Source organism: Gordonia sp. PvP123, from assembly GCF_040547295.1.
GTDB lineage: Bacteria > Actinomycetota > Actinomycetes > Mycobacteriales > Mycobacteriaceae > Gordonia > Gordonia terrae.
On the sequence record NZ_JBEPPN010000002.1, the window covers coordinates 34,682 to 49,194 of the forward strand.

Below are 14,513 nucleotides of genomic sequence, written 5' to 3' on the forward strand. Positions count from 1 at the left end.
TCTGTCCGGCCGACCACTCACTCCTGTCCTAGGGTGGATTCATGAGTGCGACGGATAAAGCTGGTTTCAGTGAGTACGACGGTGTACCCAACACTCCGCCGATCCCGCGTACCGCGGTCGTCCCGGCAGCCGGGTTGGGCACGAGGTTCCTGCCGGCCACCAAGACGGTTCCCAAGGAATTGCTCCCCGTGGTCGACACCCCGGGCATCGAGCTGGTCGCCGAGGAGGCCAAGGCGGCCGGCGCCGATCGTCTGCTCATCGTCACCTCGCCCGGCAAGGACGGCGTGGTCGCCCACTTCGTCGAGGACCTCGTCCTGGAGAACACACTCGCCACGCGCGGCAAGGAGTCGATGCTGGCGAAGGTGCGCAAGGCGCCCAACCTGCTCGAGGTCGCCTCGGTCGTCCAGGAGAAGCCGCTCGGCCTGGGTCATGCGGTCGGGTGCGTGGAGAGCTACCTCGACGACGACGAGGACGCCGTCGCGGTCCTGCTGCCCGACGATCTGGTCCTGCCCGGCGGTGTCCTGGAGGTCATGGCCCGCACGCGGCAGCGCCGAGGTGGGTCGGTGCTGTGTGCCATCGAAGTTCCCGAAGAACGGATCAGCGCGTACGGCGTCTTCGACGTCGAGCCGCTGCCCGATGCCAACAACCCCAACGTGATGCGGCTCAAGGGCATGGTCGAGAAGCCCGAACCGCAGGACGCGCCGTCGAATCTCGCCGCCGCGGGCCGCTACATCCTGGACCGCAAGATCTTCGACGCGCTGCGGCGCATCGAGCCCGGGGCCGGCGGTGAGCTCCAACTCACCGACGCGATCGCGCTGCTCATCGAGGAGGGCGAGCCGGTTCACGTCGTCGTGCACCACGGCACCCGGCACGATCTCGGCAACCCCGGCGGTTACCTGAAGGCCGCCGTCGACTTCGCCCTCGACCGTGACGATTACGGCCCCGATCTGCGCGAGTGGCTGGAGAAGCGCCTCGCCGACAGTTGAGTCGGCGCCGCGATCGACGGTTGCATCCGCGCGCCTCGCACGCCGAGGCGGGAGTGCTCGATAACGTCTCCGACGTGTTGTATCGAGTGCACGACGCGCCGTGGGCTGTCGTCTGCACGTTCCGGTGCCGACCGGTTGAGACGAGAAGAGCGGTGAGATGCGGTCTGTCGAAGATCATCTGACGCTGGTGACCGCGGCGGCGGTGGCGCCGCGACCGGTGCGCGTCGCGATCTCCGAGGCGCAGGGCCTGATGTGTGCCGAGGAGGTCGTCACCGAGCACCCGATGCCCGGATTCGATCAGGCGGCGATCGACGGCTACGCGGTACGGGCGGTCGACGTGGGACTCGCCGGGGTACTCGCGCCCGAGGACCTCGAGGAGTTCGACGCCAACGGCGCGGAGCTGGTCGATCTCGAACCCGGTGAGCCGATGATCGTGTCGCTGCCCGTGGTCGGAGAGGTCGGCCCGGGTGCTCGCACACCGACGCGACTGCAGCCACGTCAGGCTGTGCGCGTCGAGACCGGGGCCCCGATGCCGACGCTCGCCGACGCAGTGGTCCCGCTGCGCTGGACCGATGGGGGCGATCAGAAGGTCAAGATCGGGCACGGTGTGGAGAGCGGCAACTACGTCCGGCGGGTCGGCGACGACGTACAGCCGGGCGACGTGGCTGTCCGCGCGGGTTCGATCATCGGTCCGGCCCAGGTCGGTCTCCTCGCGGCGGTCGGCCAGGCGCGGGTGATGGTCCACCCCCGGCCGCGGTTGTCGGTCATCTCGGTGGGCAGCGAGCTCGTCGACATCGACCGCACACCCGGACCCGGTCAGATCTACGACGTCAACAGCTACGCGCTGGCGGCCGCCGCCCGCGACGCCGGAGCCGATGTGAACCGTGTCGGCATCGCCGAGCGCGAGGCGTCGCGGATGCGCGAAGTCGTGGAGGCGCAGCTGATCCGCTCCGAGATCGTGGTGATCTGCGGTGCCGTCGGGGGCAGTGCGTCGACCGCCGTCGCCGACGCACTCGCCGATCTCGGCGACCTCGAGATCGTGCGTGTGGCGATGCATCCCGGCTCGGTCCAGGGTTTCGGGCGCCTCGGTCGCGACGAGGTGCCGACGTTCCTGCTGCCCGCCAACCCGGTGAGCGCGCTGGTGACCTTCGAGGTGATGGTCCGTCCGCTCATCCGGATCGCGCTCGGGAAGCGGCAGCCGATGCGGCGGATCATCAAGGCCCGCACCATCGGACCGATCGCGTCGGTCCGCGGCCGCAAGGGCTACCTGCGCGGGCAGTTGATGCGCGATGAACGTTCCGGTGACTACCTGGTGCAGGTGCTCGGGGCGTCGCCGACCGGGTCCTCGCACCTGCTCGCCGAACTGGCCGAGGCGAACTGCCTGATCATGGTCGACCCCGACGTCGAGGAGATGGGTACCGGCGACGAGGTGGAGGTGGCCTTCCTCGCGCAACGCGGGTGAGCCTCCGCTGACCGAGCCGGCCCCTGCTGGTTGAGGCGGCACCGAGCGGAGCCGCCGGGCCGAGCAGGCGACGGAGGAGCGCGTCGAGGTCGAGGAGCCGAGTCGAAGCCACCCTCGCATCCGAGATGCCGGTCTCATGCCGACACCACTGTGACTGCGCATAAACTTCTTCTCGTGTTCAGGTGGTTGAGCGGCAATCAGGGAAGCCCGGGCTGGCCGGCAACTCTCGGGCCGCTGCGCACCCGGACCGGCACGGTCACCCTGCGGCCGGTGAAGATGCGCGACGCCAAGACCTGGAGTGAGTTGCGGATCCGCAACCAGAACGCCCTCCTGCCGTGGGAGCCGACTGGCGTGGGGAGCTGGGCCGAACGCCATCAGCCGGGGTCGTGGCCGCCCCTGTTCGCGGTGTTGAAGTCCGAGGCCAAGCGTGGGGCGTTGCTCCCGTTCGTCATCGAACTCGACGGCCGCTACGTCGGACAGCTGACCGTGGGGAACATCCAGCGCGGCGCGGTACGGACCGCGTGGATCGGCTACTGGGTCGACGCGGCCTATGCCGGTAACGGCATCGCGACCGCCGCCGTGGCGCTCGGGGTCGACCACTGCTTCGGTGCCGTCGGCCTGCACCGGCTCGACGCGACGGTGCAGCCGCTCAACGAGGCGTCGCAGAAGGTGTTGACCAACATCGGATTCCGGCAAGAGGGTCTGCTGCTGCGCTACATGGACGTCAACAAGCGCTGGCGTGACCACATGCTGTTCGCGCTCACGGCCGAAGAGGTGGTCGGCAGCGCGGCCGAGGCACTGGTCCGGGCGGGCAGGGCGACGTTCCAGTGATGCGGGGCGCGGCGTCCCGACCGACATGCACTTGGGAGATCGGTGCATTCCGGGATCCGAGTATGTACTACTGGGTTTCGGGTCCGACCCAGCCCGACGGCCTCAACGACCTGACCGACATCGGCGGCACGCAGGCCGAGATCTTCTATGAGTCAGTGGGACTGGCGCGATACATCGTGCGCCTGGACCGCCACATGTTCGACGTGGCGTATTCGGCCGACACCTCGCCGGACACCCCCAGCGCGCCCGATGGGGCGGGGCTCGTGATCTCGGCGCTGCTCGACAAGTACGGCTACCGTTAGCCGCCGGTCAGCGTCCGGTTTCGACGGGGAAGTCCCGCGCGCGCATCTCCGATTCGATGGCCCCTCGAGTACGCAGATAGGAACTCGTCCGGATCGAGTCGTCGGCGGTGTACAGCGAGGGCAGGAACGTCGAACCGCGCTGATCCCGGTGCGCGCCATCGGCGCCCGCACGCAGCAAGACGAGGCAGTGATCGATGTTGAGCACATCAGCCGCGGTGAACAGCGGCGTCCGACCGGCGAGTGGCTGCACCGAGTCGAGGTCGGCGCCGCGGTCGATCAACAGACGCAAGGCGTCCCCGCGACGATGGCGGACCGCGGTGTGGACGATGTTGCCGCCGATCCGGTCGGACGCCTCGACCAGCCCCTCGTCGAACCCGATGATGGTGCGGAAGGCGTCGAAACGGTCGAGCAGCACGCTGTAGGCGACGGCGTTGTACCGGCCGGCGCCCGGCAGGTGTGGATCGGCGCCCGCGCGGAGCAGGGCACCCACGGCCGTCGGCGGCCCGAATTCCACCGCCCACTGCAGGGGTGTGATGTCCACGCGGCGGGGGTCGATGTCCGGGTCGCCGCCGAGTTCGTCGAGGTCGGCGCCGGCGGCGATCAGGGATTCGATCTGCGGCTGGTCGTCTCGCCGGGCGGCGTCGAGCAGTCGAACGGTGGGTGCGGTGAAGTAGTCGGCCGCGTCCACGCGCGTCGAGACGACATCGGCGATCCATCCGCATCCCGCGACCATGCACGCCGACATCGCTGCGGCGATCAACCCCACGAGTCTCCTCATCCGCACCAAGTCCTCCGCACCAGGCTGTTCCCTCCACGACCTTCGCCCCGAATGTCCGATTTCGACGATAGTCCGGATCGGCTCGTCGACACATAGGCTCTCGGAATGACCGAGCACATCGACGAACTGGAGATCGTGGTCCGCGGCAACGCTCGCGGGCGGTACCGGCCCGAGCGCGGAATCATTTACCTCGTGGTGCGGGTGGAGGGTGCGGACAAGCCGGCGGTGTACACGCGCGCGGTCGAGGTCCACGCCGAGCTGAGTCACGCGCTGACGGACCACGAGTCGGCCGGGATGGTGACCCGATGGTCGGCCGACTCGGTGCGGGTGTACTCCTATCGCCCGTACTCGGACACCGGGGAGCGGCGAGAACTGGTGTACAACACCCGTATTCGCATCGAAGCCGAGTTCGTCGACTTCGAGAGGCTGTCGGAGTTCATCGACCGGTGGGCGTCGGTCGACGCCGTCGAGATCGGGGACGTCGACTGGGATCTGCGCGAGGAGACACCCGCCGCGAACACGAACGAGAGTTGCGTCGCGCCGCGGTCGACGACGCGATTCTCAAGGCGCAGGCCTATTCCGATGCGGTGGGTCGGGGACCGGTGACACCTGTGCTGTTGTCCGATCCGGACATGGCTGTGCGCGTGCCGGCGTCACCGCGTCGGGCCATGCCGATGGCGGTCTCCGCCGGTCCACCGTCCTCGCCGTCGCTGGAACTGCGGACCGACGACATCGAGATCGCCGTGGCGGTGGACGCGCGATTCCGGGCGCATTGACCCTCTCGGCAACGGTGTTGCTGAGAGGCGCGTGTGAAACCCGTGCCGATTCGCTTGTGACACGGCGCGTCTACCCGGGGCCGACGTCTCGTCGCCCTAGATTGTGGAGTGGCTTCGTGTGACCAGAGTGAATGAAGGGAGAGTCGCATGCCCAACTCCGTACTGTGGGTCTGTCTCGTCGCGGTCTGGCTCTTCGTGCTGGTCCCGATGGTCATCAAGGGACGTCCGCAGATCCTGAAGTCGACCGACGCGGCGCGCAAGACGCGTCTGCTGCACCGTGGTGGGTCGCGTGCGACGACCGCTTCGGGCAACCGCCGCCGGTCGTCGGCCCGTCACCCGCACGACCCGTCCTGGAAGTCCTCGCGCCGCAGCACAACCGCGACGCTCGAGAGGGACGCCGACGTGGAGGCCGCGGACGACGCCGAAGTCGATGAGGCCAAGCCCTCGACCCGGATGCGTCGTTCCGGCGACGCCAAGGTCGAAAAGCCGGTGGCCGAATCCGTGGACGACGACATCCAGGTGGCCGAGACCGTACTCGACGAGACCGAGGACGGGCTGGTGGACGGCGACGCGACGGCGGAGACCGGCGACGACATCGAGGCCGAGGCCGACGTCGAACACGTTGACACCACCGAGGACGAGGCGGACGCCACGTCCGAGGCCGCCGAACACGACGACGACTTCGAGGACGTCGACAGCGAGTACGAGGACGCCGAAGACGAACTCGACGACGACACCGACCACGACGACACCGACCACGACGACGCCGACTACGACGACGCCGACTACGACGACGCCGACTACGAGGACGTCGCAGACGAACTCGACGAAGACGAGTACGACGACTACGCCCGTGGGTCGCGGCACACCGACGCGCCGTCCGCGGTCGACGAGGACGAGACCGCCGAGACGGACGACGCCGAGGTCGACGAGGTCGAGGACAGCCGCCCCGCGGCGCGCTCGTCGAGCAGTCGACGGTCCGGACGCAGCATCTACTCCTCGGACAAGGAACGCGAACTCAAGTACCGGGAACGTCAGCGCGTCACTCTGGGGCTGTTCGTACTCGTACTGCTGGCGATCGTGGCCGGGTTCGTCGTCGGGATGCCCGGCTGGGTCGCCACCGGCGTGCTCGGTCTGCTCCTGGTCGGTTACCTCGCGTACCTGCGTCGTGCGGTGAAGACCGAGCAGCAGATCCGGGCGCAACGTCTCGCGCGTGCCAAGCGGTCGGCGCGCGCCGAGGAGGAGCGTCGTCGACGCGCCGCAGCGGTTCCGGAGTTCGCCGCCGCACCTCCGCCTCCGCGACTTCGGCGACCCGGCGGCGCAACGGTTCTCGAGATCGACGACGAGGATCCCGTGTTCGATCACATCCCGCCGTTCCAGCGGCGTCGAATGGACCGCGAGGACCTGCAGTACCGCCGCGTCGGCTGACCCGGCATCGCAGTTCAGCAGAAGGTTTCGCTCGGCGACACCTACTGCCGAACTGCTTGTGGGTTACTTGGTCAGTGCCGGCCTGCCATGCGAATCCAGCCACGCCTGACCGGCTTTCGCGGCCCGCGACAGTGCGAACCGTTCGCCGAGGTAGGTCGCCGGGGCCCCGATGACGGGGATGTAGGCCAGCATGCGGAAGAGGGCCATCGGTTGCGGACGCTTCTCGAACTCGTCATCGACGGCGCGAAGTAACTTCGCCGCATCCCAGATCGCGGCGAACAGCGACTTCTCGCGTTCCTTCGGTTCCGACGGCAGGGACTCGCCCGACTCGGCGGTGACATCCGGGTTCGTGAGATCGCGCTTGCACAGCACCGACGCGAGCAGCTGCACCTGCCGCTTGCGATCGGTGACCTCGTACTCGCGGGCGATCGCCACCAGCACCATGGCCTGGTTGGCGAACCCGAGGTAGGGCGTGATCGGCAGACGCTTCGCCCACACGCCGAAGACTCCCGGAAACGCCACGGCGCCGGTGTTCAGGGTGCCGATGCGGGTCACCCACCAGCTCGCCCGCTTGTGCATCGACCGCTCGGACCAGCCCTTCGTGCCGGGCCACTCCGCGACGTCGAGCAGCTTCGACGCGGCGTGCTGGGCCTGCTGCAGGCGCGAGTCGGAATGGTCGTCGTCGTGGAAGGTGTGGCCCTTCAGCCCGAGCGGGTCCCGCTCGGCGAGGGCATCGAGGACGGGGTTGATCACCCCCACGACATTGTCGAGAATTCCGGCCAACTGCTGATCAGACATCCGAGGCACTCGTCCAGCCTAGTGGTGTACCAGCCGTTTGGGAGTCGACGACCCCGGGCTGATAAAGTGGCTCGCGGTTGGTCGCAAGACCTCCCGGGGCTATGGCGCAGTTGGTAGCGCGACTCGTTCGCATCGAGTAGGTCTGGGGTTCGATTCCCCATAGCTCCACCGATAACAGCAGTTCAGACGGCCTCACCCGCGTCCCGGGTGGGGCCGCTTCTCGTTGTCCAACGGGAACCTGCGCGAGGCGATCGAGCAGGCGCCGCGCGTCCGTCCCCCCTGAGTCCCCGGCTCAGAGTCGGGTCTGCAACCCCCAGCCTCGTCGTCAGTTGCCGGGGCTCCTGACCTCTCCCGGTTGGCGATCGCGTTCCTGACGCGCCGCTCCGACCGCATGCTCGGTGTATTTGCCGGCCAGAACGAGCAGCGCGATGGGCACCATCCAGTTCAGCAGCAGGTCGACAGGGCGGGAACCATCCGGCGGTGCGGACGCCGGCTCGACAAGTCCGGCCACCACATGGCCGACGCCCATGAACAGAACGGCCAGTCCCCAGACAGCACTGACCTTCCGGTTGGTCGCCCGGAACAACGGGCTCGACCATCGCTCTTCGGGTACCGAGTCCTTGGCGTATTGCTCGGTGAAGGGGACGGTGGCCGCGGAGATCAACATGAGTACGGCGAGTAGCAGGGTGGAGCCGCCGCGGGCGAAGTTTGTCAGCCACTCTCCGAGTGAGTCGCCACCGATGAAGCCGGCGACGGCGATGGCGCCGAAGGTCACCACACCTGCCACGTCGAGGAATTTGATTCCACCCCGCCCACGGCTGGTCCATGCCATGACCGCGGCGAGTGTCGCCGCACAGAGTGCGGCGATGGCGACCGAGTCGTCGCCGTGCCGGTGGCTGAGCAGCGAGAACAAGAACCAAGGTGCCAAACCGAGAACAAAGCCGATCGGATTCATGCGATCACCGAAAGTGTCTGGAGTCGAGTCGATGTCATGATCATCCCAGCACGTACGTCGCCTGGGAGTGCGCGCCGAAGCGGTCGATGCGCGCGAAGTTGATCTCACCGTCGGAGGCGCCGGTGTTGCCGAGGGTGGTGAAACCGAGCGCCCAGCTGAGTTCGGACTGGTAGCGCCAGTTCGCCCACCGGTAGCTGTTGGAGTACGTCACCGACGCGGACATGTGCGCCGGGTTCGCTGACCAGGCACGCACGACCTCGACGCCCCCACGCGGAAGGACCGGGGCGGGAGGGTCGATCCACTGTGTCATCGACGAGCTTCCTCCCCAGGTGTCGGTGGACGGCCATCCGCTCAGCGACAGGTCCCAGCCCGTCTTGTTGATCATGATCAGGGTCACGGTCGATCCGCCTGGAGGCGTCGGCCGTGCCTGAGCGTGCGGCGACGTGCCGATGCTCAGGCCGAGCGCGAACAGCAGTGCTGACACGAGTGCGATCAGACGGTTGGCGGATCGTGTTGTGTGCATGACGGGGTCCTCACTGATTGTTTCCATGGGGTGATCTGCTCGACGGGCACACTTTCCGAAATGCTGCTCGGTGTGGCAGGTCGACTCGCTGAGATGCGACGATAGCACTTTGAATATAGTCAAACTACATCAAAATAGAGACGGGATGCTTTCTCCGCGTCCGGCGGGCGATGGGGTCGTCCACCGCCCGGTGAAGGTGGCGGGATGGCCCGCGATCACCACCAGGAAACGGCGGGCCCACCGTGGGGGTGAACATGCTGGTGGTCGCAACGATCGAGATGTCGTGAATTGCACCGGCTTCCGGTCGCGGGCAGCATTGCGGATGCCGCCCTCGGTAGGGGGCGTTCGGTGCGGGCAAGGAGGTTGCGGTGAGTTGGTGCCGTGTAGCAGGTGGTCCCTGGTCAACGGCGCCCGCTCTTGCGATCGCGATCGCCGGCGCTCTGGTGGGCTGCGCCGGCACCACAACCGGCAGTGGCACGCCCGTCGGGTCGTCGACCCGTGGCCTGTCGGTGCCCTCGACAGTCGGGGAGGTTCATCTGGACGTCGGCGACACGTTGGCCGTCGAGTTCGGCACCGTGAACTACAGCGTCGGCGATCAGTGGAGGGTGGCCGATGATCCTGATCCCGAGGTGCTCACACCGTTGCTCGCCGACGGGTCGGGCGGCGAACAGGAGCCGGCCCCGCCCGGGAGTGCAATCGAGCTGACCATGCGGTTCGTCGCAGTGGCGCCCGGCTCGACATCGATCGCCTTCGAGTATTCCTATCGGGGTGGAGCGGGCACCCCACCCGATTCCGGCCCGCGGCGCCGAACCGTGACGGTGACAGTGGCAGGGCAGTCCTAGCGCGCGGCCTCTCGGTCGGGCACGTGCCGGCGGCGACGCAGATCGTGCGCGGGGTCAGCGATCCGCGGTGACCCGTGTACCCGGGAGTCACGCGGATGCGGCGGCGCGATGAGAACCGGGCGTACACTGCGGACAACTGGATCGAACATCTGACAGGCCCCTGTCGGCGTCGCCGGTGTCAGATGATCGCCCCTGGGTGGTCAAGTCAGGTGGCAACGGTGAAAGTCGTTACTCGTGCCGTGGGAGTCGACCCACGAGTTCCTCCGCACAACCGGCTCGACGGATGAAGCCGCTGCTCGGCCCCGCCCGGGTGCGATTCGGCGTCGACCCGGCCGCGGTCGTCGGCGGTGCCTGGTATCCGTACACGGTCCAACTCGCCGACGAACTCCCCGGGATGCTCACGACGGCGCGGTCGTCGGTCGGCGATGTCAGCGGCATCGACGTGAACTGGAGCAGCTTTCGTCGTCTTCCCGGTCTGGACTCGCCGGACTCGCCGGAGAAGCCTCCGCTGATGACACTCACCGCGTCCGGACGGTCGGTGACCCTGCTGGTCATCCCGCCGCGGACGGCGTCCTCACTCGCGGCGATCCTGCTGCGACAAGCGAGTGGCAGCGTCCTCGCGGACGGCCGGTGCCATTCGCTGGAATTCCGTCGTGCCGAGCGAATCCTGGCGCGTGCCGGCCTCGCGGCCACCCGCGAGACGCGCTGACCGCCTCGGCACCCAGACCGTCACTGCCCCTGACCCGGTCGCTTCCAGGGTCGTGGCCAAGCCCTGCGGTGTAGGTTTTCGCCCATGACCGCCGCGATGCTCACGTTCGCCGGGACGTTGCTCGTCGCGGTGATCGGTGCGGTCATCGCGCGGCTCGACGCCAACGACCGCCACCAGAAGCTCTCGCAGAAGGTCGACATCCTGACCAAGCTGCCGCATGACTCCCCGGCACACGCGCGGATGAGCGGGATCGTCCTCGACGCCATCGACGAACTCGGCGAGTACGAGCACCGGCGTCGAAGTGCGGTCTTCCAGCGGAGGGCCCTCACCATGGCGTTCCTGGCCTGGCTCGTGGTGGTCGGCCTGCGCATCGCTGCCGAACAATTCGACGTCGGGCACTACGAGCAGATCATGCACTATGCCGCCGTGACCCTGCTCGTGCTCGGCTTCGTGCTGGTGTTCGCCTCGGCGGTCGCCACGGTCCGTGACATCCGGCACCGCGACGAGGAACCCGGCTCGGACTGATGGCGGTCTCGCCCGGCGGCGGAGGCGGGCCGCGCGGCGATCTGGTTTTCACAGTGGGTCCTGTGAAACCCACGTTCCGGCCTGAGACGGTTTGTTAGGTTTCGTCCATGAAATCGCCGAAGACCCTGTGGGGCCTGATCGTCGCCGTGATCGGTGTGCTGGTGATGACCGTGGCACCCGCCCGTGCCGACACCCTGCCGGTCGCCTACAACTTCCTGGGCGGCATCCCGAACGAACTGGCCGATCCGGGCGGCTCACTTCCCGGTTCGAATGACTGGAACTGCAAACCGTCTGCGCGCCATCCCAATCCGGTCATCCTGGTCCATGGCACAGGCGGGTCGCAGCAGACCAACTGGGGTACCTATGTCCCGCTGCTGAAGAACGAGGGTTATTGCGTGTTCGCGCCGACCTACGGCGCCGTGACGGGGGCGCCGTGGCCGATCAGCGCAATCGGCGGCATGGGCGAGATGTCGACCAGCGCCGCACAGTTCGGTGAGTTCGTGGACAAGGTCCGCCGGACGACCGGCGCGTCCAAGGTCGACATCGTGGGCCACTCGCAGGGGTCGGTGGTGCCCGCGTACTACGCGAAGTATCTCGGCGGACGAGACGCCATCGACAAGTACGTGTCGCTGGCCCCGGCGTGGCGGGGCTCCGGGGTCGGTGGGAACGACGTGATCATGCCGATCGTCCGGTCTCTCGGACTACGGCCCGAGCAGGTGCCGTTCTGTCAGGCCTGCGCCCAGCTCGATCCCGGGGCCGAGGTGATGCGCAAGATCGCCGCCGGCGGTTTCTACCTGCCGTCGGTCCGGTACACCAACATCGCCACGCGGTATGACGAACTCGTGGTGCCCTACACCCTCGGATTGCCGCCGGGCGGTTCGAACGTACGCAACATCGTCGTGCAGGACGGGTGTTCGGTCGACTACACCGAGCATGCCGGGATCGCGGGTTCGCGGCGTGCGGCGTTCTTCGTGCTGAATGCGCTCGATCCGGAGAACCCGCGACCGGTTCCGTGCGACCGCGCCGCACCGATCACGGGGAGCCCGTTCTGAACGCGCTCGGAAGACGTTCCGTAGGCGGGGGTTTCAGGCGGATTCGAGGTCGTGCCGTGGCCACCGCGACGGCCGCGATCCTGGTCGGGATCTGCGCTCTCGGTGGTGTCGGGACGGCGTCGGCGGATGTTCCGTCGCTCGGTCCTGCCTTCGAGTTCGGCGTCGCCCAATCCGGCTTCCAGTCCGAAGGGTACAACCGCGACTCGAACTGGGTGCGATACGGCGATCAGGGCCGGGTTGCCCACCGTGTCGGCAACGCGGTCGACTTCTACCATCGCTACGCCGAGGACATCGCCCGCGCCGAGAGCCTCGGAGTGGGTATCTACCGAACGTCGGTCGAATGGTCGCGGGTGGAACCGTCGCGCGGGCGGGACGATCCGGCGGGGTGGGCGTTCTACGATCGGGTGATCCGCGCGGTCGTGGACGCCGGGATGCGGCCCATGATCACCCTCAACCATTGGGTGCATCCGGGCTGGGCGGTCGACCTCGGCGGTTGGAATCGTCCGCAGATGTCCGCGGACCTCGTGCGCTTCGCCGAGCGGGTGGTCGACCGGTATGCGTGGGCCGACCCGCTGTGGATCACTTTCAACGAACCCACCGAATACGTTCGGCGCGAGGTGATGTACGGGGGAGTGGCACCGCAGAACGCGGGGCTCATGGCCGACGGGATCGTGACGGCGCACCGGGCGATCCACCGCCACATCCACCGCGTCCAACCCGGGGCGCAGGTGTCGTCGAACATGGCGTACTACCCGATCGCCGGTGTCCAGACATGGCTCGAATCGGTGTTCCCGCAACGCATGCGCAACACACTCGATTTCGTGGGCGTCGACCACTACTACTCCTTCTCGGTCACCGACGCTTCCGTCGCCAACGGCGCGTCGGGTGAGTTCTGGAAGAGTTCGCAGGCGCCGGAGAGCATCTACTACGTGCTCCGTCATGTCGCGCAACAGTTCCCGGGAAAGCAGATCCGGGTAATCGAGAACGGTCTGGCCACCGACCCCCGAGGCCGGCGGCCGGACGGTTACCGGCGGGCCGACCACCTACGCGACACCGTGTACTGGCTGCAGCGAGCCCGCCAGGACGGCATCGACGTGGCGTCGTACAACTACTGGAGCCTCACCGACAACTACGAGTGGGGTGACTTCGACTCGCGTTTCGGTCTGTACACCGTTGACGCGCAGCATGATCCGAGTCTGACCCGTCACCCGACCGATGCGGTCGCCGCCTATCGTCAGATCACCCGTGACCACGGAGTTCGCCGCGACTATCGTCCGACGCGGATGCCGGTGGCGTGTTCGCTGGTCGCCGTGCCGGACAGCTGTACGACTCCGGCCGTGGTCCGGTGACGAAGCGCGGTGACGTCGTGCGGTGACGTTGCGCGACGATGACGTCAGGCGACGCCGAGTGCTCGTAATCCCGCGGCGGTGGCGGCGGCGAGGATGACGACGACGGCGAGGGGCGCCTTGAGCAGCGCCGCGATCACGCCGACCGCCACACCAGCGGGCCGCGCCCATCCGGCGAAGTCGTGGTCGATGAAGAACGCGCCCGTCAGCGCCACGGCGACGAGCAGGACGACGGCCGCCCGGTCCATCAGCTTCTCGGTCGCCTGCGACACCGAGATCCGGTTCCGCAGAACAGGTCCGGCTGCGCGCATCGCGTAGGTGCCGACGGCGAGGAGTGCGACGCCGATCGCGAGGGAGGCCCCGGTGTTCACTGCCCGCTCCGAATGGTGTTGTGCCCGAATATGTCACGTGTCGTGATGTCCTCGTCGGCGGCGTCGGAGTCGGACCGATCCGGTGTGCGCGGCGGTGCCGCACGGAACCGCCGGGCCGTCTCCAGCGCGGCAAACCCCCCGAGCGCACCGATGATCGGCAACCCGGCCGGCAGAAACGGTGTCGACGCCACGGCGACCGCTGCGCCGATGGTCACGGCCGCCCAGGTGGCGCCGTCGCGAAGGGCCGGGATGGCCAATGCGGCGAGCAGGGCGGGGAACGCGGCGTCGAGCCCGAGGCTCGCCGGGTCGGCGACCACGCCGCCGAGGGCGGCCCCCAGGGCTGCGCCGACGGGCCACGAGACGAGAACACCCAGCCCGCACAACAGGAATGCGGCGCGTGCGCGACGTGGGTCGGACTCGGCCGTCGCCAGGGCTGCTGTCTCGTCATTGATGAGGTGTGCGCCGAACAGGATCTCGGGAGTGCTGCGCAGGTGTTTCCCGACGGCGAGGCCGTATCCGAAGTTGCGGGTGTTCACCAACAGGCCCGCCAGCGCAGCCAGGATCGGGAGCCCGCCGGCGGCGAGGATGCCGACGAAGACGAATTCCGACGAGCCGGCGAGCACCACGGTGGCGATCAGGACGATCTGCCACAGCGCGAGACCCGCGGTGTGCGCGGCCACGCCGTACGACGCTCCGATGACGAGCACCGACAGAGACATCACGACGACGGCGCGCAGGGTCGCCGTGTCGAGTGTTCTCCAAGCCGAACGCATGACTATTATAGTGAACAAGAGGAGTGTGTTCGTCAAGATGGACGATCGGACGGTTT

Annotated in this window: 16 protein-coding genes, 1 tRNA gene and 1 pseudogene; 12 read left to right on the forward strand and 6 right to left on the reverse strand. The window is 67.9% G+C overall.

All coding sequences use genetic code 11. The features are described from left to right. The first annotated feature begins 41 nt into the window (after window positions 1-41). The 4 genes from ABIC25_RS03010 (at window position 42) to ABIC25_RS03025 (ending at window position 3,581) form a co-directional block, all read left to right on the forward strand. Window positions 42-986, forward strand: a complete 945-nt coding sequence (locus ABIC25_RS03010) for a UTP--glucose-1-phosphate uridylyltransferase (RefSeq protein WP_004020030.1) — start codon at window positions 42-44, stop codon at window positions 984-986. A gap of 157 nt (window positions 987-1,143) precedes the next feature. Next, a complete protein-coding gene (gene glp / locus ABIC25_RS03015) occupies window positions 1,144-2,448 on the forward strand; it encodes a molybdotransferase-like divisome protein Glp (protein ID WP_004020029.1) in 1,305 nt (434 codons plus the stop codon). A 174-nt stretch (window positions 2,449-2,622) separates the two neighbouring features. Beyond that, window positions 2,623-3,279, forward strand: a complete 657-nt coding sequence (locus ABIC25_RS03020; protein WP_239403735.1) for a GNAT family N-acetyltransferase — start codon at window positions 2,623-2,625, stop codon at window positions 3,277-3,279. Between the two features lie 62 nt (window positions 3,280-3,341). Next, window positions 3,342-3,581: a hypothetical protein gene (locus ABIC25_RS03025; RefSeq protein WP_354559878.1), complete on the forward strand. Its 240-nt coding sequence runs from the start codon at window positions 3,342-3,344 to the stop codon at window positions 3,579-3,581. 7 nt (window positions 3,582-3,588) lie between these two features. Here the strand turns inward: ABIC25_RS03025 and ABIC25_RS03030 are convergent, their stop codons facing one another. Then, window positions 3,589-4,359, reverse strand: a complete 771-nt coding sequence (locus tag ABIC25_RS03030) for an ankyrin repeat domain-containing protein (protein WP_248644955.1) — start codon at window positions 4,357-4,359, stop codon at window positions 3,589-3,591. Between the two features lie 105 nt (window positions 4,360-4,464). On the opposite strand from ABIC25_RS03030, the pseudogene ABIC25_RS03035 reads away from it, so the two are divergent. Together ABIC25_RS03035 and sepX are read left to right on the forward strand one after the other, a co-directional pair. Beyond that, window positions 4,465-5,135, forward strand: a pseudogene (locus tag ABIC25_RS03035) (SIMPL domain-containing protein). A 147-nt stretch (window positions 5,136-5,282) separates the two neighbouring features. After that, window positions 5,283-6,563, forward strand: a complete 1,281-nt coding sequence (gene sepX / locus ABIC25_RS03040) for a divisome protein SepX/GlpR (RefSeq protein WP_354559880.1) — start codon at window positions 5,283-5,285, stop codon at window positions 6,561-6,563. 63 nt (window positions 6,564-6,626) lie between these two features. Here the strand turns inward: sepX and ABIC25_RS03045 are convergent, their stop codons facing one another. Beyond that, window positions 6,627-7,370: a hypothetical protein gene (locus ABIC25_RS03045; RefSeq protein ID WP_239403731.1), complete on the reverse strand. Its 744-nt coding sequence runs from the start codon at window positions 7,368-7,370 to the stop codon at window positions 6,627-6,629. 86 nt (window positions 7,371-7,456) lie between these two features. On the opposite strand from ABIC25_RS03045, the gene ABIC25_RS03050 reads away from it, so the two are divergent. Further along, window positions 7,457-7,529: transfer RNA gene (locus ABIC25_RS03050), tRNA-Ala, on the forward strand. A 157-nt stretch (window positions 7,530-7,686) separates the two neighbouring features. Here ABIC25_RS03050 and ABIC25_RS03055 read toward each other — a convergent pair. Both ABIC25_RS03055 and ABIC25_RS03060 read right to left on the reverse strand, forming a co-directional pair. After that, a complete protein-coding gene (locus ABIC25_RS03055) occupies window positions 7,687-8,316 on the reverse strand; it encodes a DUF3159 domain-containing protein (protein ID WP_435529094.1) in 630 nt (209 codons plus the stop codon). Window positions 8,317-8,356: 40 nt separating this feature from the next. Then, window positions 8,357-8,839, reverse strand: a complete 483-nt coding sequence (locus ABIC25_RS03060; RefSeq protein WP_354559884.1) for a hypothetical protein — start codon at window positions 8,837-8,839, stop codon at window positions 8,357-8,359. Window positions 8,840-9,348: 509 nt separating this feature from the next. Here ABIC25_RS03060 and ABIC25_RS03065 point away from each other — a divergent pair. The 5 genes from ABIC25_RS03065 to ABIC25_RS03085 all read left to right on the forward strand — a co-directional run bounded on the left by ABIC25_RS03065 (window position 9,349) and on the right by ABIC25_RS03085 (window position 13,316). Then, complete coding sequence (locus ABIC25_RS03065) at window positions 9,349-9,681, forward strand: protease inhibitor I42 family protein (RefSeq protein WP_143707996.1); 333 nt, start codon at window positions 9,349-9,351, stop codon at window positions 9,679-9,681. Window positions 9,682-9,964: 283 nt separating this feature from the next. Then, the gene (locus ABIC25_RS03070) at window positions 9,965-10,390 is read left to right on the forward strand and encodes a DUF5994 family protein (protein WP_354559886.1); all 426 of its coding nucleotides are present in this window, start codon (window positions 9,965-9,967) and stop codon (window positions 10,388-10,390) included. An 84-nt stretch (window positions 10,391-10,474) separates the two neighbouring features. After that, window positions 10,475-10,915 carry a hypothetical protein gene (locus tag ABIC25_RS03075; RefSeq protein WP_101821938.1) on the forward strand — a complete coding sequence of 147 codons (441 nt, stop codon included), beginning with the start codon at window positions 10,475-10,477 and terminating at the stop codon, window positions 10,913-10,915. 107 nt (window positions 10,916-11,022) lie between these two features. After that, on the forward strand, window positions 11,023-11,967 hold the full coding sequence (locus ABIC25_RS03080; protein ID WP_354559888.1) for an esterase/lipase family protein: 945 nt from the start codon (window positions 11,023-11,025) through the stop codon (window positions 11,965-11,967). A gap of 56 nt (window positions 11,968-12,023) precedes the next feature. Next, entirely contained in the window at window positions 12,024-13,316 is a 1,293-nt protein-coding gene (locus tag ABIC25_RS03085) for a family 1 glycosylhydrolase (RefSeq protein WP_354559890.1), read from the forward strand. A 44-nt stretch (window positions 13,317-13,360) separates the two neighbouring features. On the opposite strand, the gene ABIC25_RS03090 is transcribed toward ABIC25_RS03085, so the two are convergent. Together ABIC25_RS03090 and ABIC25_RS03095 are read right to left on the reverse strand one after the other, a co-directional pair. Beyond that, window positions 13,361-13,684: an AzlD domain-containing protein gene (locus ABIC25_RS03090; RefSeq protein WP_354559892.1), complete on the reverse strand. Its 324-nt coding sequence runs from the start codon at window positions 13,682-13,684 to the stop codon at window positions 13,361-13,363. Further along, the gene (locus tag ABIC25_RS03095; RefSeq protein ID WP_354559893.1) at window positions 13,681-14,457 is read right to left on the reverse strand and encodes an AzlC family ABC transporter permease; all 777 of its coding nucleotides are present in this window, start codon (window positions 14,455-14,457) and stop codon (window positions 13,681-13,683) included. The genes ABIC25_RS03090 and ABIC25_RS03095 overlap by 4 nt, the downstream gene beginning before the upstream one ends. Window positions 14,458-14,513: the final 56 nt, after the last annotated feature.

Bases quoted from the DNA above. Each gene is read 5' to 3' on its own strand.
- ABIC25_RS03060 (WP_354559884.1), bottom strand. From the start codon at position 8,839: ATGCACACAACACGATCCGCCAACCGTCTGATCGCACTCGTGTCAGCA.
- ABIC25_RS03080 (WP_354559888.1), top strand. From the start codon at position 11,023: ATGAAATCGCCGAAGACCCTGTGGGGCCTGATCGTCGCCGTGATCGGT.
- ABIC25_RS03030 (WP_248644955.1), bottom strand. From the start codon at position 4,359: ATGAGGAGACTCGTGGGGTTGATCGCCGCAGCGATGTCGGCGTGCATG.
- ABIC25_RS03070 (WP_354559886.1), top strand. From the start codon at position 9,965: ATGAAGCCGCTGCTCGGCCCCGCCCGGGTGCGATTCGGCGTCGACCCG.
- sepX (WP_354559880.1), top strand. From the start codon at position 5,283: ATGCCCAACTCCGTACTGTGGGTCTGTCTCGTCGCGGTCTGGCTCTTC.
- ABIC25_RS03075 (WP_101821938.1), top strand. From the start codon at position 10,475: ATGACCGCCGCGATGCTCACGTTCGCCGGGACGTTGCTCGTCGCGGTG.
- ABIC25_RS03025 (WP_354559878.1), top strand. From the start codon at position 3,342: ATGTACTACTGGGTTTCGGGTCCGACCCAGCCCGACGGCCTCAACGAC.
- glp (WP_004020029.1), top strand. From the start codon at position 1,144: ATGCGGTCTGTCGAAGATCATCTGACGCTGGTGACCGCGGCGGCGGTG.
- ABIC25_RS03055 (WP_435529094.1), bottom strand. From the start codon at position 8,316: ATGAATCCGATCGGCTTTGTTCTCGGTTTGGCACCTTGGTTCTTGTTC.
- ABIC25_RS03010 (WP_004020030.1), top strand. From the start codon at position 42: ATGAGTGCGACGGATAAAGCTGGTTTCAGTGAGTACGACGGTGTACCC.
- ABIC25_RS03095 (WP_354559893.1), bottom strand. From the start codon at position 14,457: ATGCGTTCGGCTTGGAGAACACTCGACACGGCGACCCTGCGCGCCGTC.